The 21,842-nt window shown below is 61.3% G+C and carries 12 protein-coding genes; 11 read left to right on the top strand and 1 reads right to left on the bottom strand.

The window, feature by feature from the left end; translation table 11 throughout:
• Positions 1 to 23: 23 nt before the first annotated feature.
• The 11 genes from ACFWU5_RS02005 (at position 24) to ACFWU5_RS01955 (ending at position 21,430) form a co-directional block, all read left to right on the top strand.
• A complete protein-coding gene (locus ACFWU5_RS02005; protein ID WP_379265820.1) occupies positions 24 to 4,889 on the top strand; it encodes a DEAD/DEAH box helicase in 4,866 nt (1,621 codons plus the stop codon).
• Positions 4,886 to 6,820, top strand: a complete 1,935-nt coding sequence (locus tag ACFWU5_RS02000; protein ID WP_379265819.1) for a UvrD-helicase domain-containing protein — start codon at positions 4,886 to 4,888, stop codon at positions 6,818 to 6,820. Before ACFWU5_RS02005 ends, ACFWU5_RS02000 begins: the two co-directional genes overlap by 4 nt.
• Positions 6,817 to 10,056 carry a helicase-related protein gene (locus ACFWU5_RS01995; RefSeq protein WP_379265818.1) on the top strand — a complete coding sequence of 1,080 codons (3,240 nt, stop codon included), beginning with the start codon at positions 6,817 to 6,819 and terminating at the stop codon, positions 10,054 to 10,056. The genes ACFWU5_RS02000 and ACFWU5_RS01995 overlap by 4 nt, the downstream gene beginning before the upstream one ends.
• A complete protein-coding gene (drmB, locus tag ACFWU5_RS01990) occupies positions 10,053 to 11,891 on the top strand; it encodes a DrmB family protein (RefSeq protein ID WP_379265817.1) in 1,839 nt (612 codons plus the stop codon). The genes ACFWU5_RS01995 and drmB overlap by 4 nt, the downstream gene beginning before the upstream one ends.
• Positions 11,892 to 12,088: 197 nt before the next feature.
• Positions 12,089 to 14,644, top strand: coding sequence for a Z1 domain-containing protein (locus tag ACFWU5_RS01985; RefSeq protein ID WP_379265816.1), 2,556 nt, complete (start codon positions 12,089 to 12,091; stop codon positions 14,642 to 14,644).
• Positions 14,644 to 15,660, top strand: coding sequence for a PD-(D/E)XK motif protein (locus ACFWU5_RS01980; RefSeq protein WP_379265815.1), 1,017 nt, complete (start codon positions 14,644 to 14,646; stop codon positions 15,658 to 15,660). Before ACFWU5_RS01985 ends, ACFWU5_RS01980 begins: the two co-directional genes overlap by 1 nt.
• The gene (locus ACFWU5_RS01975; protein WP_379265814.1) at positions 15,657 to 17,651 is read left to right on the top strand and encodes a hypothetical protein; all 1,995 of its coding nucleotides are present in this window, start codon (positions 15,657 to 15,659) and stop codon (positions 17,649 to 17,651) included. Before ACFWU5_RS01980 ends, ACFWU5_RS01975 begins: the two co-directional genes overlap by 4 nt.
• Positions 17,652 to 17,917: 266 nt before the next feature.
• Positions 17,918 to 18,547 (top strand): hypothetical protein, encoded by a 630-nt coding sequence (locus tag ACFWU5_RS01970; protein ID WP_379265813.1) that lies wholly within the window; start codon positions 17,918 to 17,920, stop codon positions 18,545 to 18,547.
• Complete coding sequence (locus ACFWU5_RS01965) at positions 18,544 to 19,371, top strand: DUF6339 family protein (RefSeq protein ID WP_379265812.1); 828 nt, start codon at positions 18,544 to 18,546, stop codon at positions 19,369 to 19,371. The genes ACFWU5_RS01970 and ACFWU5_RS01965 overlap by 4 nt, the downstream gene beginning before the upstream one ends.
• A 620-nt stretch (positions 19,372 to 19,991) precedes the next feature.
• Complete coding sequence (locus tag ACFWU5_RS01960) at positions 19,992 to 20,378, top strand: contact-dependent growth inhibition system immunity protein (protein ID WP_379265811.1); 387 nt, start codon at positions 19,992 to 19,994, stop codon at positions 20,376 to 20,378.
• A 575-nt stretch (positions 20,379 to 20,953) separates the two neighbouring features.
• Positions 20,954 to 21,430 carry a hypothetical protein gene (locus ACFWU5_RS01955; RefSeq protein ID WP_379265810.1) on the top strand — a complete coding sequence of 159 codons (477 nt, stop codon included), beginning with the start codon at positions 20,954 to 20,956 and terminating at the stop codon, positions 21,428 to 21,430.
• A gap of 8 nt (positions 21,431 to 21,438) precedes the next feature.
• Here the strand turns inward: ACFWU5_RS01955 and ACFWU5_RS01950 are convergent, their stop codons facing one another.
• Positions 21,439 to 21,810 (bottom strand): hypothetical protein, encoded by a 372-nt coding sequence (locus ACFWU5_RS01950; RefSeq protein ID WP_379265809.1) that lies wholly within the window; start codon positions 21,808 to 21,810, stop codon positions 21,439 to 21,441.
• Positions 21,811 to 21,842: the final 32 nt, after the last annotated feature.

The following is a 21,842-nucleotide window of genomic DNA, read 5'->3' as shown; positions in this document are numbered from 1 at the left end:
CACCGTCGAATGAGGGGTAGTGAGTGCAGGCTGATGCTTCGATTCGGGAGCCTTTTTGGAGTGGGCAGCAGGGAATCAAGGGTGAAATGACATCGACCGAACTGGATGTGCTGGGCAAAGTCGACGAGCTGACCAGGCTCGCGTTGCGGACCTACCAGGTCAATCCGGCCCGCATCGAAGAGGACGCCAACGGTGAGCGCCGAATCCACCAGGGCGGCTACGGCGATCGTCAGATCTTCGAACTCGTTCAGAATGCCGCAGATGAACTGCGGGCCACCGAGTTCACCGGTGGTCGGATCGAAGTTGTTCTCACTACCGACTACCTCTACTGCGCCAACGAAGGTTCGCCGATCACGGCCACCGGCGTGGACACCATCCTGCGGATGGGTGTGTCGAAGAAGCGAGGGGGCCAGATCGGCCGCTTCGGCGTTGGCGTCAAATCGGTGTTGTCCGTGTCACGAATGCCGCAGTTCTTCAGCCGCACTGGGTCTTTCGGGTTCGATGCCGACTGGGCAGCGGAGGAAATCCTCAAGGCTGTCAACGAAGCGCGCCGCGCAGAGGGAAAGTCGCTCATCGATACTCTCGGTGAGACGCCGGTGTTGCGCTTGGCACGCAGACTCGACCCGAATGAGGAATGCCGCCGCGACCGGGCACTGGAGGATCTGCTGTCCTGGGCAACTACGGTGGTCCGGCTGCCATTGGAACCCGGTGCGGCAAACAAGCTTGCCCGCGATATCCACACTTCGAAGTCGGCCGAGTTCGGAGCATCAAGGGAGTTCCCGCACCTTTTTCAGCTCTTCTCGCCCCATGTAGGGAAGCTCGCACTCGAAGACCGAACCAACATGCCGTTCACCCGGCGCGAGATCTCGGTCGACCACAGTGGTACTCGGCGCAGCATCCACCAGCAGCGCAGTCGTGCCCACGCAACCAGTGAGAGCTTTCGCGTTTTCACAACGCCTCACCGGGTCAGCGACGAAGCACGCGGACGGGCAGGCGAGCTGCATGACCGGGTCACCATCGACGTGTCATGGGCCGTGCCCGAGTACACCCGATCAGCGGATTCAGGGTTCCACTTGGTGCCCAATGACCGTGGGGTGTTCTGGTCGTTCTTCCCGACGAAGTACCCGACGACTCTGAGCGGGGCCCTGAACGCCGCGTGGAAGACGAACGAGGACCGCCAAAACCTGCTGGACAGCAGTGACCTCAACACTGAGCTGATGCGGGTAGCCGCTCGGCTCGTTGTCGGCTCCTTGGAAGAATTGTCGCCCGCCGACGACCCAGGTGCCTACCTGCCGCTACTCCCCGGCAGACCGAAGGAGTCGCCGAACTGGGCCTGCCGATATTTGACCGAACAGGTATGGCGGTTGATGGCGACCAACCCGTCACTTCCCGACCAGCGCGGCAGATTGTGTCTACCGTCTGAGCTACGGATTCATCCGGACGACCCGGTGACGACGAAAGCTCTGGAGTTGTGGGCGTCCTATCCGGGCCGACCACAGAACTGGATACACCACTCCGTCGAGGGTCCGAATTCGCGGCGCGGCAAGGTTTCCCATGTCATTGCGGAATCGAAGCACACCGGGCCCGCGTCTCCGCGGTCCTGGGTGGAAGCACTTGTCGAGGATGGAACGGTCGAAGCCTCGGCCGCCGCAATCCGGCTGCTCGCGCATCTATTGCGCACCGAGTTCACCGGACCACGCCATGCGGAGGCCGCTGACGAATTGCGTCGGTCGAGAGTGCTGATGACTGAGGACGGCAGGTTCGTCGCTCCGATCGTCGGTACCGTATTTCGCCGAACCAGCGACGATGGGTTGCGTGACGACATCGTCTACGTGCATCAGACCTTGGCAAACGATCAGCCCACCGCTTCTCTGCTGAACGAACTCGGCGTTCGAGAAGCTGACCTAGAGGGTCGCTTCCACAGCGTTCTCGACCAAGGCTTCAGCGGCTACACGGATGTCGACTGGATGCGGTTCTGGGAACTTCTCAACGGCTCCGGCGGCGCGGTGCAAGCGCACGAGATTCGCAAGCGGGTCGATGATGTAGGGGTTGTGCTGCACGCGCGGAACATGGAGGGCCGATTTTCCCCGATCAGGGGCCTGCTTCTGCCCGGTCGGATCGTGCCAGGGGATGGATCTCGGGATGCGGCGCTCACGGTCGACATGAGCTTTCACGCCAACGATCAGTCGATCTTGCGGGAGTTCGGCGTAACCGACCGCCCCGGATCCGGGTACAACCCAGAGGACGACGGGTGGTTCGAGGGTTACCGGGACGCGATGTACGCACAGTACTGTGCTGGGTTGCCGCCGACGGCTACGAAGGTGCAGACGCGGACTCTGCAGTTCCACGGCGGCCCCACTGCGGGACCGCTGCACCTGTTCAAACGCCTGTCTCCGGAGGGACGCGCCGAGTTCCTCGCGAGTATTCCCGAGTCCGCCATGACGGAAACATGGACGCGGCAAATCGGGAAACAGACGAACTCCCGGGCACAGGTGATGTCACCGATTCGATGGTTACTCACCGAGGAGGGGTTTGTACACACCTCCTTGGGACTGACAACGGTCCGCAACGCATTGGGGCCGGGGCTGCGCGAATATGCCGCGGTACTCCCTGTTGCCGAGATCGGCGAAGCAAAAGCATTGAAACTGCGAATGCCGAACAAGGTCGAGGATGTGCCGCCCGCGAGGTGGGCAAAGCTGCTCGACGCGGTACGGACCAGCGAGGACGAAGCGTTCGTCGGACGCAACTACGCGCTGCTGATGCGCGTCGCCTACGACCTTGTCTCTGAAGAAGCCGATGTGCGCTGTCGAGTGGTCGGCGGGTGGGCAAATCTCGTCGATAGCGAAATCGCGGTTGCGACAACACGAGCTGAGTATCGCGATCTGATCGAGGAGGGCCACCCGGCGTTGCTGGTTGACCGTCCCGAAGACGCCGAGCAGGCCGAATCGATGATCGCAGTGTGGGGCATGCGCCGGGTCTCTGACGTCATCGAACGACGGATTCGGTTCGTTCCTTCCGGAGCTCCAGTGGCTCTCGTCGACGAGTACCCGATGCTGCGAATGAAGTCCGGGGCGCGGGTGAAGGGGATACACCTGCAGTGGTGCGAGGAGTTGGAACAGGTCATCCGGACTCCGAAGGGCGCTCGGTACCTTGCCCTGAAATCGGCCCGCGAAGACTCTGCTGTTCTTATTCTGCAGGGTACCGGTGCCCTGCAGACACTGGTACTGGCGGACACTGAACTCGAGCTCGGTCTCGGACTGGACGGATGTCGTCAGGTCATCGATGAGCAGAAGAAGCGGGAAGCCAACGAGGCAACCCGCCGGAAGGTCCAGGCGATCAAAGAAGCACCCATGATGGTGGCGAAGCTCGCGTTGATGTTGACCCGAGAACAGTTGCTCGCGAACCTTCCTGCGGGCTTGGTCGAGGGTGGTGAGGAACACGATGTCGATCGCCTGGCACAGTTGGCGTTGAATGCGCACGACGACCTGGTGTTGAAGGTGTACGCCAAGGAGATCGCACGGAACGTGCCAGACTGCCCGTCGTCCTTCAACGGCGGCGAGCGGGCACGGCAGTTTGTGGCCGGGCTTGGGATTTCGGGGGATTTCGCCGGGTCGCAGGCTCCGAAACTCGATCCGCGGGAGACCGTCCAAGGACCGAAAGACTTTCCCGCGCTACATCCATATCAGGAGAAAGTCGCGGACCGGCTTGTACAGATGCTGTGCTCCAGCACGCCGCGTCGCGGCATGCTGAGTCTGCCGACCGGCGCGGGCAAGACCCGCGTGGCGGCAGAAGGAGTGATCCGATGGGTCCGTGAATCCGGAGTGCCAAGGGGTCCGATCCTATGGATCGCGCAGACAGAAGAGTTATGCGAGCAGGCGGTCCAGTCTTGGCAGTTCGTCTGGGAAAAGGTCGGCCCCGGCCGCCCGCTGGTTATCGACAGGTTCTGGAGCTCCAATTCGTCGACCGCAGTTCGTGATCAAGCGCACCTTGTCGTCGCGACCGATGCCAAGTTGGCGCTGAACTTGTCCGACGACGAATACTCTTGGCTTCGTGACGCAGCGTTGGTGATCGTCGACGAAGCACACGGTGCCGGTTCGCCCCGTTACACCGACATACTTAGATTGATGGGCCTGACCCATGCGTTGACCTCGCGGCATCTGCTTGGCCTGTCAGCGACCCCATTTCGCAACGATGCGGAACGGACCAGGCTTCTCGCCCAGCGTTTCGGCGACTACCGCCTGGACAAGGGAGTCTTCGGGGATCGCAATCCCATTGAAGCGCTACAGATGCTGCGTATTCTCGCGAAGGTCGAACACCGGGTACTCGAAGGTGCCGACATCGAGTTGGACGCCAACGAACTCCGAGAGGTAAACCAGGTCGGCAACTTCGCTGCAGCGGGCGTATTGCCCAAGAGCGCCGAACGTAAGTTGGCCGATCACGAAGGTCGCAATGACGAGTTGGTGAGAGCGATCACTGATCTTCCGTCCGACTGGCCGGTGCTGGTGTTTGCGACTTCCGTCGACCACGCGAAGGTTCTGGCGGCGCGACTGCAGGACAAGGGAGTTCGTTCGGTGTCTATCGATGCGATGACGGCACCGGCCGACCGTCGAAAGCGTGTCGATGAGTTCCGAAAAGGCAATATCCGGGTGATTACCAACTACGGTGTTCTGTCCCAGGGCTTCGACGCACCGGCTACGCGTGCAGTTGTCATCGCTCGTCCCGTCTACAGCGCGAACCTGTACCAGCAGATGATCGGTCGAGGTCTTCGTGGTGTTGCCAACGGTGGTGAGGCCGAATGCATGATCCTCGATGTTCGCGACAACATCACGAACTTCGATGCGAAGCTGGCGTTCACCGAGTTCGAGTACCTGTGGAAGGAAATTCGATGACGTCGGTTTCACCCCGACAGCGACTCGCGCTCACCGACGCCCAGCGCGCAATTGTCGAAAAGGGATGGGATGCGCGGGTTCTCGTGGTCGCTGGTGCCGGAGCAGGCAAGACGACTACGCTGACATACAGGCTGGAGCATTTGACAAGCGCGGGTGACATCCCACTCCAGGCGTCGGAAATTCTGGTGTTGAGCTTCTCGCGGGCCGCAGTGAGGTCGCTGCGTGAACGCATCGATCAGATCGCTGACTCGGCACGGCGTGTCCGCGCGTACACCTTCGACGGTTGGGCTCGGTCGATCCTGCACGAATGCGAGCCCGAGCGTGAGCTTACCGGCATGCAGTTCGTCGACATCATTGTTGCTGCGACGGCGGCGATCCGTCGCGGTATTTTCGACGAGGGGTCGGACGGCCCGCAGGTCTACCCGCCCAGTCACATCGTGATCGATGAGGTCCAGGATCTCGTCGGTGTTCGCCGGGCCATGGTCGAAGCATTGCTGGAGTCGACGCGAGACTGCGCCGGATTCACCGTGGTGGGGGATGCCGCTCAGTCCGTCTACGGGTTTCAGATCGCGGATCTCGATGAGCGGGCCGCGGAGACAAATCGGTTCTTCGGATGGCTTCGTTCGGAGTATGCGAGCGAACTCGTTGAAGCCCGTCTGGACGACAACTTCCGCGCCCAGACAATTGAAGCGAAAGCCGCCCTGCGGTACGGACCACTGCTGCAGTCGATTCCGGCCGACAGGGCCGGTGCAGATCGTGTTGCGGACTCCATATACCAGGAGTTGCGTGAGGCACTGGCTACGATTCCGAGCTTCGGTGCACTCTTCGGCAAAGAACGTGATGACTTTGCTATTTCCGCGCTGCGAGAGACGACTGGTTCAACAGCAATCTTGTGTGGCACAAACGGGCAGGTGCTCCAGATCTCGGAGAAATTCTGCAAAGAGAGTATTCCCCACGTGATTCAGCGGTCTCCCCGTTCCCGGCCTGCGCCCGGTTGGCTGGTCAGCGTTTTCCGGTCAGCCGATGGAAGCCCGACCATCTCTGAACAGCGTTTCTGCGCCGCAGTCGAGGGCCAGATCGAAGAACCTCACCGGGCCTGGAGATCGTTGCGAGCGATCGCCGGTGGCCGAGCTGGCGGAGTAGTCGACCTCGCGCGTTTGCATCGTGTGATTGCCGAGCAGCGTGTTCCGGACGACCTGGTCGAGCCGGATCGGCGAAAGATCCTGATTTCGACGATCCACCGAGCTAAAGGGCTCGAATTCGATCGGGTTCTTGTTGTTGAGGACGGGGTGCGAGATGAGCAGGACGAAGACGAGGATATTCCGAGCAAAGCACGCCTGCTGTATGTTGCGATGACAAGAGCCCGGGATGACAATTACCGGTTGAGCTCCTTCAACTCGTATGTCTTCTTCGGTCGACGTCGTAAAGCGGGGTTCAACCGGTGGTATAAGCCGGACCGCTATGGCAAGGCGAGTGGTCTCGAATTTGGCGACGACGATGTTGCTCGAGATCGCCCAGCGCATAGCGCCGAGTACTCGTCGACGCTTGTCCAGTCGTATCTAGAGTCTTCAGTCCACTCTGGCGATCTGGTTCAACTGCGTCCTGAGCAGGGAATTTTCGGGCAAGTGGGGGCACCACCGGTCTACGGAATTTGGCACGGCGCTGTCCGCATCGGCGAGGTTTCGCAGCGGTTCCTCCACGACTTGACCAGATCGCGCCAAAAATATCCCAAGCAGGCGGTACACCGCTGGCCCGATGCAATCGAGCGAGTACAGATCGACTGTGTCGAGACCGTGGGTGGTTCCGCTGCGGAATCAGCGCGCGCAGGCCTCGGCTCACACGGGGTCTGGCTCGCGCCGCGCCTGTGCGGCCTTGGCTCGTTTGTATGGGTTAAGGCGAACAAGGATGCAGATAGCAAGGGGGATGAATGATCAACTCGACCTTCGACGATCACTACGGGTTTCGTGCCGAACTGAGGCAAGCGTTGCGGCGAGATCTACTCGGCCCTCGCGGCGGGGATTTTGAGATCCTGAAACACGACGCGCCAGTGACCGCCTACCTGACGGGCGTGTTGTTTCCCCGCGGTGGACCCGGCGCTGAGATCATCGGCGGCGGTATCGAAGCGCCTGATGTTGTGCATGGCGACAACGTCGATCAAGGGGTCGAATCCGGTGTGGCGATGGCAAACAGGCGGCAGCCGTCCTCGGCCGGGATGACTTTCGCGGTCGACCCCGCTGTTGCGGCCACCGTTTACGTTTCGGTAACCGCCGCCCGATATCTCCCCGAAGACGCGAGCGGTAATCCGGTCGACCCCAAGCGCGGCGAAGCACGTTCGGTCGACCAGCAAGACGAGTGGTGGCGTCGTGATCCGGTCGTTTGCAAGGAAGTTTCGATCGATGTTCGGAGCCCTGGCGTGTCCGGCCCAGTGCACCTTGCGGATGGACTCGAACTGCGGACCAGGATCAGGAAGCCGGGGATTGATGGATCTGTCAGTGTTACAACGACTCTCATCAACTCTCATCGTGTGGGCGAGCATGACCTGAAGGATGCGTACTCCTTCTTTCAGCCGACGATTGAGGTGTACGGGCCCGCAGGCACTTGGCCATTTGTCGAGCGGGCGCCCAACCGTGAATCCCACGACCCTGAGCTGCAATTGAGCCGGCTGCTACACCGACATTCACCTTCCTTCGCTGTCGGCCACGGTTGCACAGCGGTGTGGGAGTGGATCCCGCCTCCGATCCGAACCGCGGGACAGCGCGAGCAGGCCGCTGTCGCCCGCCTGCGTTCTGACTTTCTACCGAGTCACGAAGTACTACTGACCGATTCAAACCCGGAGATCGATGACCACGCCCTCGGCATGCTCGGTTTGGCCACCCGGAACCGGCAACAAGTCGTCGCGGACCTGAATGCACTGCTGGACGGGTATGAGCGGTGGATCAGTGATCGGGACTGCGAACTCGACGAAACGGTGGAGTCCGAGCTACGGGCCGTCGGCGGCGACCAGCTCCGGCTGTGCTGTTCAGCGCTGGCACGCATGCGTGACGGGGTCGCCATGCTGGCGGCACCTCACAATGACCTCGTGTTCGCGGCATTCCAAGCTGCCAACCGTGCTATGGCGACACAGCGCGCTCGGACGGCGTGGGTGAAGGCCGGACGCAAAGGCGAGATCGACCTGACCATGGGCAAGTGGCGCCCGTTCCAGATCGGCTTCATGTTGTTGAGCCTTCGGGGAATCGTCGATCCCTTTCACGAAGACCGTGAACTCGCTGACCTTCTCTGGTTCCCCACTGGTGGCGGCAAGACCGAGGCATACCTGGGCCTGATCGCGTTCACTACCTTCTTGCGTCGACTCCGTTTCGATGACGCAGGCGCTGGAGTCACCGTGATCATGCGCTACACGCTGCGCCTGCTTACTCTGCAGCAGTTCGAGCGCGCGACGACACTGATTTGTGCGATGGAGCTGATCCGCGCGCAAGACAAGGCGCTCGGCAGCGAGCCGATTTCCATTGGAATGTGGGTCGGCCAGTCGGCCACTCCGAATCTCCTGAAGGTGGCGGCGAAGAAGCTGACGGAGCTGCAGGACAGCCCGGGAACCTCGCTGAAGAAGAACAACCCGGTGCAGCTGCGGTCCTGCCCGTGGTGCGGCGAACCACTGGATGCCGCCAACTATGCAGTCGACGAGGATGCCGTCCGGATGTTCGTCCGATGCCCGTCCGCAGTATGCGAGTTTCACCGAGGCACGGGGCTGCCCGTGCACCTCATCGACGAGGCTGTGTACGACGCCCATCCCACTTTGATCATCGCGACAGTCGACAAGTTCGCAGCGTTACCGTGGAATCCGGACACCCTCAATCTGTTCAACAGAGATCGGCGTCCGGCGCAGCCACCGGAGCTCATCGTCCAGGACGAGTTGCATCTCATCTCAGGGCCGTTGGGCACACTTACCGGCCTATACGAAACAGCCATCGATATTCTTGCCGGCCAACCCAAGGTCATCGCATCGACGGCGACGATTCGTCGGGCGTCAGATCAGGTGGGTGCACTATTCGATCGTCGGGTCGCGCAGTTCCCGCCAGCAGGCCTCGACTCCCGAGACTCGTGGTTCGCAGTGGAGTCGCCACGCGAGGTGAAAGCCAGTCGACGTTACGTGGGGCTCTTCTCGGCGCATTCGAGCCAGGCCACATTGCTGGTCCGGACGTACGCTGCCGTGCTGTTTCGTGTGTTCCAGGCTCGCGGCATCGTTGACGACAAGACACTCGATGCCTACTGGACGTTGGTCGGCTACTTCAACAGTCTCCGTCTCCTATCGGCCGCAGAGCTCCAGATCTACGGCGACGTCGCCGAGCGCATCAAGGCGCTCGCCGAGGGAGCAAGCGAATCGAACGACCGGGCTGTCGGCGCCGAGGTCCTCGAGCTCAGCAGCCGGGCTGATGCTACGAAGATCAGCGAGTATTTGAAAGCGCTGGAGCGGGAGTTGCCGAACGACACGGTAGTCGACATCCTGCTTGCCACGAACATGATCTCGGTCGGCGTCGATATCGACCGTCTCGGACTCATGGCGGTCATGGGGCAACCGCAGACGACTGCCGAATACATTCAGGCGACCAGCCGGGTGGGGCGAAAGTACCCGGGATTTGTCGCAGTCATGCTGAATTCCGCGCGTTCGCGGGACCGGTCTCACTACGAGTCATTCCAGACCTTCCACTCGGCGTTGTATCGCGAGGTCGAATCAACCAGCGTGACGCCGTTTTCATCCCGCGCCCGCGATCGCGGCCTGCATGCGGTGATCGTCGCACTGACGAGGTTGACGCTACCCGAGGCCCGCGACGACAGTGCTGCCGGAAATGTGGCGAACTTCGTTGGAGCGATCAGGCAAGCAATTATTCCCGAGATCATCGATCGGGTCGAGATCGTCGCGCCGGAGGAGGTCGAGGCTACCCGCCGGGCGTGCGAAGAATTCCTCGACTGGTGGTGCGAGCTGGCCGGGGAAACATCGAACCTGCGCTATCGATCTAAGAAGGGTTCTCCCGCATTGCTTGCAGGCTTCATGGATGAGTATGAGGATGACGGCGACGACAGTGAACAAGGGTGGCCGACCGCCTGGAGCCTTCGCGACGTCGACCCCGAATCGACGTTGTTTCTGAAATCTGGAGGTGCCCAGCGATGACTCCGCCGAAACGACGCAACAGAATTGGGGGCGCCACCGGTGGCGCTCTCCGGAAACTTGGACAGGCCAGGCGGTCGCAACTTGTGACCACCTACGGAGTAGGCGCGTTGATCGCGGTCGAAAACGAGTCTTTTATTGTGGCGAGCCATGACTCGTGGGGAGCCAACGATGCGCCGAAGATCTTCGAGCGGAGGCTCGCTCAACTGCTCAGTGTGGACCACTTTCGTCTACCGCCATCGAAGGAGGCGGACAAGGCGTTCGACGGTGTTAGAGTCCACCGATTCCCGGACTATTACTCGTGCCCCAAATGCCAGCAACTGCAGCGCTATTGGGCTTTCAATTCGCCCAAGAATGAAGCTGTTTGCGTTGAATGTAACAGCGAGAAGCTGGTGCCGTCACGATTTGTAGTGGTCTGCGATAACGGACACATCGACGATTTCCCATACTGGGAGTGGGTGCATCGGGGTCCCGGCAGAGATCGAGGCTCGGGTGGATGCGTGCTGAGGATTCGCACGGTCGGTGCGAGTGCCTCACTGCGTGCTATTCGTGTCAGCTGCAGTTGCGGAGCGCCTGAGGTCTCGATGGAGGGCGCATTCAGCAAGCGCGCGTTGCAGGAGATCGGGATCAAATGCGGCGGACGGAGGCCGTGGCTTGCCGCGAAAAGCACTGAGGGCTGCGAGGTGGAACCGAAGACCATGCAGCGTGGTTCATCGTCTGTTTGGCACCCCATTGTTCAGAGCGCCTTGTCGATTCCGCCCTGGGGAGAAGGAATTCACGCACTCGTCGAAAAGCACATGCTTCTCGGAAAGGGGGAAGCGTATGTCCGGGAGTATCTGGCGGACCGACCAGGATTGCTGGAACGAGTCGACGCTACCGTCAACGATGTCCTTGCAGTGATAGCCGCCGCAGCCGAATCGGATTCCGCCGAGAATGGGGATGTTCCAGTCGTCCAGCGAACGAGCGCGTTGCGGCAGCAGGAGTATGACCGGCTGGTGCGCGGCAACCCAGAGAAGGACTCGGCAGACTGGCAGCCGTTCGTCTGCGAGCGCCCATTGGGTGACGTGGCCCCGCTGGTCAAACTGAATCTTGAGCAGCCGATGTTGGTGAAGCGCCTTCGTGAGGTGCGGGCCCTTGCGGCATTCGTTCGCGGTGAGCTTCCCACCGAGGCGGACCCAGATAGTCGCCGTTGCGACCTTCGTGACCAGTCCGCCGATTGGCTCCCCGCGATTGAAGTGATCGGCGAGGGGGTATTTCTTAGGCTTTCCGAATCCCGTCTGCGGCAATGGGAAACCGACGCGACGGTAGTCGACCGTGCCGAGCGGATACGGAAACATCACCGGGAGATTTTGCAGGATCGTGCCAAGAAGAAGGCTCAGACCAATGTGGTGCCGGATTCGCATGTGACCCCACGACAGCTGTTGCTGCATACCCTTGCGCATGCCCTGATCATCGAGTGGAGCCTCGACTGCGGTTACTCGGCCTCGGCGCTGCGGGAGCGGATCTACTCGGACGAGGAAATGGCCGGCATATTGATCTACACCGCGACTACCGACTCTGCCGGCAGTTTGGGTGGTCTCGTAGCACAGGGCGAGCCTATGAAGCTCGAGGCTTCGGTGAGGTCGGCACTGTCACGCGCCCACTGGTGCTCCAACGACCCGCTGTGCATGGAATCAGAGGCAAGTGGTGCGGAGAGCCTAAATCTGGCTGCATGTCACGCATGCGTGCTCTTGCCTGAAACTAGCTGTGAGTCGATGAACAGTTTTCTTGACCGAGGATTGCTGGTTGGCGAGGCAGAGTCCGGATTGCCGGGCTATTTCGGAATAGACAGCGTCTGAATTGGTGATCTGCCCTGCTCTTTTTGAGGCTCGTTCCGCTAACATTCAGCGTTCGCCGGATGTTAGCGGAACGGCGACCGGGTGGCGACTTCCGCACTCGCGGTCAGTTGGTCGGATCCGGCCGATACTGTTACCCGCAATTGGGGGAGCGAAACCTCCCATCGTCGACCGAGGGTTAGTGCAGGTGGGAGCGTCCAATGAGTGATCTGATCGATGGGCAGTACGACGTGTTCAAGTCGTTCTTGGACAAAGACACCCCGGTCGAGGCGATCAAGAAGCTCCGGCTGTTTGCCTCCGAGGACGTGATCAAGCGGATCATGGACCGCTACGACGAGGACATGGTTCGGATCAAGGAGATGCGCGAGCCGCACTCTGTGGTCATCGACAACTACGAAACCTGGTATGCCGGGCCGCATCCCGACGACAAGCTGTGGCCTGCGATCGAGGATGATCTGATCAAGCAGGGGTGGCCGCGGGATCCGGCGATCGACAGCTTGGATGACTCGTCTACGCGGATCGTGTCGTTGCTGCAGCATCCTCGGAAGAACGAGTTCTCGACTCGAGGGCTGGTCGTCGGGTACGTGCAGTCGGGCAAGACCACGAACTTCACCGCCGTGATGGCGAAGGCCGCCGACCGCGGCTACAAGTTGTTCATCGTGTTGGCCGGCATCCACAACGGGCTGCGCCGCCAGACGCAGGCGCGGCTCATTCAGCAGCTGGTGGAACCGAACCCGACGCTGTGGACGCAGATCACCGACCTCGATCGGGACTTCTCGCCGACCGCGAACCCGGCCAGCTTCTTCGGGAAGTCGAACAAGACCCATGTGCTGTGTGTGGTCAAGAAGAACGCGACAGTGCTGCGCAAGTTGGTCAAGTGGCTGGGCGACGCCTCGGAGTACCTGGCGGATTGCCCCGCGTTGATCATCGATGACGAGGCCGACCAGGCCACTGTGGCGACCAAATCGATCAATCCGCTGATCCGCCAAATTCTCAACACCCTGCCCAAATCGGCATACGTCGGGTACACGGCCTCGCCGTTCGCCAACCTGCTCATCGATCCGTCGGCAGACGACCTTTACCCCGAGCACTTCATCGTGAATCTGCCGAAGCCCTACGGGCACTTCGGCACCGAGGTGCTGTTCGGTCGCTACGCCCTCGACGGCGAGGACCCGACCGAGGTCGACGACGGCTACGACATGATCCGCACCGTTCCCGACGACGATGTCGAGCTCGTTCGACCGAAGACCAGGGCGGACGCCGAGGACTTCTATCCCTCGATCACCGACACGCTGCGTCAGGCAGTGTTGTATTTCTGGCTGACAACTGCCGCCCGTCGAGTTCGTGGCGGCGGAAATCCGCACTCCACCATGCTGATTCACACCAGCGTGCGAACCGCCGTGCACAACAGTTTCCGAGATCCGCTGATGCTGCTTCGGGCCAAGGTCGGGAACAACTTGGCGGATTCCGTGCTGCGGGCCGAACTCCGCGAGCTGTGGGAGGAAGAGACGTCGAAGGTTCCCGCTGCAGAGTTCGGCGAAAAACCAGTGTCTTTCGATGAACTCGCATCGGAACTTCCTGGGGTGCTGCGTGATTGCCGCATCGTGATGGACAACTCCGAGAGCACTGACCGCCTCGACTACGAGAACGGCCCGGTTGTCGCTATTGCGGTGGGCGGCAACACCTTGTCGCGAGGGCTCACGCTGGAGGGGCTCTCGGTCAGCTACTTCGTTCGTGCGGTTTCCACGTACGACACGCTGTTGCAGATGGGTCGCTGGTTCGGCTATCGGACCGGCTACGCGGATCTGCCGCGAATCTGGATGACCGAGGAACTCGAGGATTGGTTCCGGCATCTCGCCACGGTCGAGACGGAGATGCGCCGTGACATCGACGTTTACATGACCGAAGGCAAAACGCCGATGACCTTCGCGGTGCGACTACGAACGCATCCCTCGCTGCGGGTGACTGCGGCCGCGAAGATGAAGGACGCGGTGTCGGCGCTGGCGTCCTACGGCGGACAACGAGTGCAGACCCGCTACTTCCGCAAGGATTCCGAATGGCTGCTGCGCAATCAGTCGGCTGCGCAGGTGCTGGTGAGCTCGGCGCTCGGGGCCGGTCCAGCCGAAGGAAACGGTGCTGACGGGCACTACCTGATCCGGGACGTGCCGAGCGAGCACGTCCTGGACTTCCTGCGCGACTACCAGTTTCACGAGAAGTCGCAGGAATGCGACGCGAAGTTGATGGCCGGCTACATCGAGAAGCGCATCCGAAACGCGGGCACGCTACGTCGCTGGAACGTCGCGATCATCGGCAAACCAGCTGTCGCGGAACAGGATCTGTTCCACTTCGCTCCCGGCGCAAGTGTGGGTCGAATCATTCGTTCGCAGTTCGCATCCGGCATCGACCACACGGATATCAAGACGCTGATGAGTCGCCGGGATGCCGGGCTCGACCTCGACGGGATCACCTCCAGCACAACAGAAGGCGATATAGCCAAGGTGCGCAAGGCGCAGCAGCCGGATGCCGGCCTGCTGGTGCTGTATCCGATCGACAAGGTCTCGGAACCCGAGCCGTCCAAGACCAAGCGCGTACCGCTGAACGCACCAGAGCATGTGATCGGCGTCGGTCTGGTATTTCCGTCGCCTGCCAACGACGACAGCACCGTCGCCTGGGAGTCCGATTACATTTCCGCGGATCTGTCCGGCGTCGAGATCGAGGAGGAGGACTTCAGCCCCCTCGACTCCGAGGACATCTGATGCTGAACGATCTGAAGAAGGTTCTCGACGATCAATGGCGGCGGCTGGAACGGCGGCCGACTTCCGAGGCGTCCGTCGTCACGGTGGCCGACCTTCCCGTTTCGACTGCGAATGGGTCGTTGGCCGCAGGCTTGGACAACGCGGGCAATCGCCATCTGCTCGTGCCGATCGGCGCGCATCAGGTCGTGCGAAAGGGCCTGGACGGGCCCGTTCTGAGGCTGAGCAAGCGGACATTGGAACACGATGGGCGAGTGCAGGATTACGCGGATCTCGCCTGCCTGCGTCGGGATTTGAACGACATTTTCGCGACCTTGTGCGCCGACATTCTCGTCGCTACCGAGGAGACTCCGGAGAACCCGGTCAAGGTCCTGCACCGCATCCTCGACCGCTGGCGCGCGCTGTTTCTCAATCCGGGACCGCCGCTAGGGACGCAACAGCTCGCAGGTCTGTTCGGTGAGCTGGTTGTGCTGGAACTGCTGCTCGAACATGACAGCGGCGCCATGCGGTTGTGGAAGGGCCCAGCCGGTCACCGGCACGACTTCGCCACGGATGCCGGCGCGCTCGAGGTGAAGACGTCGACTAACCCGGACGGGCGAGCGGTGCGCATCCACGGCCTCGACCAATTGGAGCCACCGCTGGACGGTCTCCTCGGCCTCGTGTGGCTGAGACTGGAACCGGACGTGCAGGGCGGCATCGGCTTCCTCGAACTGATCAAACGCGTGCTCGACCTCTCCGACGACGAGAGCGAGATTCTCACGCGGCTGGCCGCTGTCGGGTATCGCGCCGCGGACAACGATCACTACGCACATTCGCGGTATTCGATCAACGAACACCGTTGGTACAACGTCGATGTCGCGTTCCCGAGGCTCACCACCGTAGACCTGGCAGCCGCGTCGATCTCGACCAACGTGCGCAACGTCGACTACACGATCGACCTCTCCGGCGATTCACCTGCGCCGATGGAGACCAACGATGTCGAAAGGCATATCAAGGCGATGCTCGAGGATATCCGATGACGGCACCCGCCTGGGTCTCGCAGCCATTTCCGCCCGAAGGCGCAAGTGCTGCGGAAGGCATCAGGAACCAGCTGGGTAAGCCAGAGCTGGACCACCTGACGATCCTCGTTCGAGAGTCGGCCCAGAACAGTTGGGACGCGCGCCAGGGAGACAGCATCCCCGTCGACTATCGGATCGATCTGCAGACCGTCAGCGCGGCCGACGCTCCGGCATGGCGCGACAATCTGCTGCGCAAGGCTCCGACAAAGCAGCGACTACCGCTTCGAGATGCACTGCAACAGCCGACAATTCGGGTGTTGTCGATTTCTGATCGGGGAACCCGCGGTCTCGGCGGCCCGACGCGAGCTGACGCTGTCACAGACCAAGGTCGCGATTTCGTAGCCTTCCTCCGCAATATCGGTGAGCCCCGTGATCGGGCTTTGGGCGGCGGCACATACGGATTCGGCAAGGGGATTCTCTACCTCGCGTCGGGATCGGGCACGATCCTCGTCCATACCCGCTGTAAGTACCAGGGGCAGTACGAGACTCGCCTGATGGCCGCAGCGCTGTGGAAGAGTTACGACGCCACCGAAGGCGAACGTGAACGCCGCTACACCGGCAGGCATTGGTGGGGTGATGCCTCGGGCGATGTCATCGAGCCGCTGGTCGGCGCCGAGGCCGACGCGATGGCACGCAAGTTGGGTCTTCGTCCATTCGGGGCTACCGAAACCGGGACCACCATTTCCATTCTGGACCCGAACCTCGACGGCGGCGAACCCTCCGACATCGCTCGGTACCTGGCCGAAACCATCGTCTACCAGCTATGGCCGAAGATGCTTCCCGACGCCAATGGTGTTGCGCCGATGCGATTCTCGGTGACCTGTGACGGCATCGAGTACCCCGTGCCCGATCCAGCTCGAATGAAGACGCTGAAACTCTTCGTCGAGGCCTACCGAAAGATGGTCGGCAGCGGTGCCGAGGAGTTGCACTGTCGGCGACCCAAGAAGCGGCTCGGACGCTTCGGATTGCACCAGACGGTCGCGCTCCGATTCGATCCCAGTGACGCCGAACACATGGCTGGATTCGAGACCGGCATGGTTCATCACGTGTGCCTGATGCGTCCGGCAGAGCTCGTCGTCACCTACTGGCCAGGCCCCAAGCCTGCTAGCGAAATCTCCGCTTACGCGGGCGTTTTCCGTGCGGACAATGAGCTCGACGAAGCTTATGCGAGAGCTGAGCCGCCGACGCACGACAACTGGAACTACCAAACACTCGATCACCCCGAACATACGTTCGTGAAAATGACATTCACGCGAATGAAGGAGGAGATCGACAAGGTCATCGGACCCCGAGGAAGTGCCGGGGTCGAGGTCGCTCAGGTATCACTGGGCGCGGCAAGCGACCGACTGTCACCGCTGGTCGGTGGAGCATGGGGGATCGGCTCGGCCACCGACTACGGCAGGCCCGGTGAAACCGCGCCACCACCACGGCCCGCACCGAAGCGTCGGCCGAGTGGCAGGCGCAACGACCCCGCGGAGTCCGACGAATTCGAGACGTCAGAACCGTTCTCGTCCAGCGGCGCTGGCGATTCGGGCGCATCGGGTGGCGGATCCGACGAAGGTTCGGACGCTGGCCACTCGACGGAACACCGTGCGAAACAAGCGCCCGCGCGGCGGCGTCGCCCGAAGATCGAGTACATCGGTGATCCTGAGCCGGACGAACTCTGGGGGCACGGCGTTGTCATCCAGCGGTTCAAGCTTCCGGTAGCGGTGCCGCAGCGGGTCAGCGCTGACGTTGCTGTCGCGTTGAACAGTGACGGCGGGCTCGAAATGGACCCGCCCACCGGTGCTGAAATGCCCGGCCTCGTCGGTTGGCAAGACCCGCAAGGCGAGGTCCACACGACACCCACGTACGTCATCGAGGGTGGCGACGGCGGTGTGTGGAAGGCCGTCGTCAAGCCGGCCCCGGACACGATGACCGACATCGTCTTGTACACCGAGGCGGTCGCCTGATGGCCAATCGTGTTCTGCCATATAAGAAGCCGACGATGGGGGTCGTTCGAGCGGGGGAGTGGTTGCTATCGGTCGGTGGCGAAGAGATGCCGTTGCCGGAGCACCTCCCGCACTGGGACTATCAAACGAATCTGCCGCTCCGTCGCGTCGTTCGCATTGACCTCGAACGCGCGCTGGCCGAGTCCACGCTCGCGCCCGGCACAGAGTTGGCGTTGGCCGCGGTGTGGACATCCACTGGATCCAAACTGCGCGGGACGATGTCACGCGTGATCGTCCCCGCGAATGGCGAGGTAGAGCTGCGGGCGGATCTGGTCGGAGCCGATCTGGGTGGCGTTCTCGTGCTCGACACCGTGTTGGTACTGGCACGCCGCCGACATGGCGCCGATCGGCCGGTCGCGCCGCGTCGCGGCGGCTCGGTGCTGTGGAGCGATCGCACGCAAATCCGCCTGCAAGGCGACGCACCTCAATTCCCCATCGCCATCGTAGATTTCGAGAAGACCAACTATCCGGGTGACGCCGCCTGGCATCTCGAGATCGGTACCGATCTCGACGTCGCCACGATGGGGTCGCTGCTGCTGCTGGTCAATGAGAAGAAGACTTTGATCGCAGAAGCCCTACAGCGGGCGGGAAGTCCTCGGCTGCAAGACAAGATGGCACTGTCGATGTTGTACGCGGACGTAGCACGAACAATGGTCGACCATGCCCTCCGAATCAGCGAATTCGATGACGACGCAACATATTTCGATGAGACGCTAGGAGCTACACTGCAGGAGCTGTTCGGCCGACTCTTCCCCGGTCGGTCCATTACCGATGTACGGCTTGCCGCGCAAGAATCTCCGAACCTGTTCGCCTCGCAACTGCAGGCAGCGGTCAAGATCTTCGAGGGGGTCGCATGACACTGCTCTACCCGCGACTCCTCCGCCACCGCGCGAAGCCCCTTGCCGCCGAATACAAAGAACTCGGCCCCATCGAGCTCAACAGCCGATGGTCCCTCGCCGACAGCTCCGCGGTGTTCGTCGCGACCGGCGGCACCCGAATCGAGCAGGCGAAGCTCCAACTTCTCCGTGACATCGTCATCGACCTGGCCAAGGAATCCGGCTTTCCGCAGCCGCCGGATTCCAAGCAGAAGACCAGCTTCGACCTGCGGCTCGCCGTAGCCCTGCACCGCGAGATGCGAATCTCGCCCGCCGAAGCGGCGTCCGGGGACGTCTGGGCTTTCCTCGCATTGGTCGTCCTCCCCGATGTCGCGCACTGGCGGTACCCCAAACCCCCAGGCGATCGAGTACTCGGTTCCGACCTCACCCGCCACGTCCTCGGACGCATGTGGTGGCGAGCCCAACTCGTGTACGCCCCCACCGATCCTGACCCGTACGCCGCCCTCCACGTCCTCGGCGAAGCAGCCTTCGACCAGATCTACGCCCGCCGAACCGCCCTCGGCGGCAGCCCTCACCTGATCCAGTCGATCCTGCGAACCTGGAAACAGATGGACTTCTCGGGCCCCGACATCGCCGAACGAGACATCCTGCGCGACTTCCTCAAACGCCTCCTGCGCCTGGCGCCGTTCGTTGTCTTCGAGGCGATGGACAGCCGTGCGCTGGACGAGGAGTTGCTCGAGATCGCGAAGGAAACGGTGGTGGGTTACCTGTCGGTGGGCGACCGAGTGCCTGCTGCCGAGGTGGATTCTCGCGCAGCCAAGGTTTTCGTTGGAGCGGTGTCCTGAAGCTTATGCCGTAGACGGTGAGGGTCTGACGGGCAAACCTGCGCGCGTGCTTCTTGTCCTGCCCAGCTCCGGTGGATCGGCAATCCGCAACCCCCCCAAAAATTTCCGGGCATCGAAAGCCTATTGTCTGAACCGCGAATGAGTCAGAATTGCCCATCGGCAAGCGAATGGAGAGCGAAGATGCGTAAGACGATGGTGGCGGGCGTGCTCGTTGCGACTCTGATGGGCGTGGGCAGCGGCGTGGCGGGTGCTGATTCGGCGCCGGTTCCGGTGGCCGAAACCGGTAGTTCAGGGTCGGGGTCCCTGTCGTCTGTACCGAGGGACCCCGAGAACCCGCTGTTCTGGGTGTTGGTAACTCAGAACATGCTGCGGTGTGCGTTCGCAGCTACGGGCAGCCTTGGGCCGTGCGATCTGAGTTAGGACACCTCCCCGCGGCCAGGACCGTGGGAAGCCCGTCGGACGGCACACCGTAGGATCATGTCCCGGGAGGTTCGTGACGCGCAGCAAGGCCTTTCGAGCAGAGTCGACCAGATCAACCGTCTGCTGGGTTGCCCAGGGTTCGAACGTGCCCCGCTCGAAGGTGAACTGTCAGGGGCAAGTGCAACGAACAGTGAGGCATAGTGGCTGGTGAATGCGCACAGAACACAATCGAGGAAATTGATGGCGCCTGGCCGGAACCTGATCAGAATGCCACACGAATGATACGGACTGTGCACGGCCTCCGTCGTATACCGATTCAAAGTCTAGAACCGGAAGGCCTCCGCGTACTTGCGACGCAGCGTGTTTCGTTGCTGAACGTGCTTCCTCGCGTTCTCGACGTGCTCGACCGAAATCCCCTTGCATCGGGAGATTTGTATCCAGGCGACCTGTTGGTCGCTACGCTCCGCCTCGGCGGTGAATTAAATGTGCAGCAGCGCCAACAACTCCGATCGATTGTCGATCGACTGTGCAGAGATGAATCCGAATCGGTGCCCCAAGAGGTATGGGATCTTGGTGACGCGTTATAGCCTAGTTCGTGGCAAATATGCTTCAGGATTTCGCTGGACGCGAGTGCGGCGATTTGGCTACTTTGCAGTCGCGGTGGTCGCTATCGGTGCAATAGTCGGACTCGGTTGGCAGCGATTCCAGAGTGCTCGCGACTTGCCGACAGAGGCTAGGCGAATCGCTGAGTCGGTGGCTGTGGCCGGATTTGTTCGGACGGCGGTTGTAGACGTCTTGGATAGCAATGCATCTTATGCCACCGCGTATTTTATCGGACCTTCACCACAACCTGATCCACTGGCCGTCATTACGGTACCCACAATGGAATTGAAGGTGTCAGATCCTCCACCTCGAAGATCGCCATATGGAGGACCCCGGCCTCACACTATTGTCGCGAAAGGGGCACGCCCAGATGGGTGCCACGCCACCGTGGTAGTCAATACGGATCCGAGAATTTCAACATCCGCAGTGCCTCCGGTTCAGATTGTCACTTACGAGCAACGTGCAGCCGTTCGCAACGGGGATCAAGTATTAATCGAAGTCCTAATCGGAGACTGTGGTTGGTGAGGACTGGGCGGAACTAGGCAGGAGGGTGCCCGAAATGGAGTCTAAGGATGATGAAATCTACTCGGACGCTGCCGCATGGTCGAGCGAGCAGGCCCCATCACAGATAAAATTCATCGAATTTCTTGCACGCGTCGAGCCAGAGTTCGGCCAGATTGTGGCGGAGCATGAACGAGACTACGGAGAAATTTTGCCCACGCTTGTGATGGGCGACATCGCTCGCAGGATCGCGGCGATCGCTAATGCTGGTGGTACTGAGTCGAACCCTCGGCTGTCGAAAGTCTTTGATGCGTTCGAGCAAGGGTGGGATGACGGCCAGAATCCAGTCGCGGATCTCATCGCCGTCGGATTCGTAGAGAACACGTACGGCCAACCGCTAGTGGTCAAGCTCATGGGGAGAAACTTGCTCCGATATCAGCGAATCTATACCGGAAAAGAAGCGGTGCAGGCCAGAGACATGCGACCAGCTCCGGGATTCATGGCGAAATTTCGCGGAAAGCTCGGCAGATCATGAAGGATATCTTATATGTCCCGCATCGCAGCCAGAGCTGCACGAGCGGCCGTAACGACAAGTGGCCACTCTGAATCGCCGAGGTATGTGGAATCCGATGCGTTTCCTAATCGGCTGATCATGGGGTCGAGCACTTGATCCAACTCGATCAGTCGGTCGACCTCTGGTCCGTCTACGAGCACGGTGCCGATCCTGCTGCGAGGGTCGGGGACGACGACGCAGTCGTCGTACAAGATGCTCACGTTCAGGTCCAGGTCGTCGTAAAAATTCGCGTGCGGGAATTGACGATTTATCCAGACTCGCCTTTGATAGTCCGGGTCGGCGAATGATTCGAGTGCATCTATCACGGACATCCGCATCTCAGGATATTGAACATCGGTCATGGTTGATCCCAGCTCCTCCAAGTCAGCCAATA

Source organism: Nocardia sp. NPDC058640, from assembly GCF_042716995.1.
Lineage (GTDB): Bacteria > Actinomycetota > Actinomycetes > Mycobacteriales > Mycobacteriaceae > Nocardia.
The sequence above is the reverse complement of the archived record's forward strand: the minus strand, read 5'-3'. Positions and strand labels throughout refer to the sequence as shown.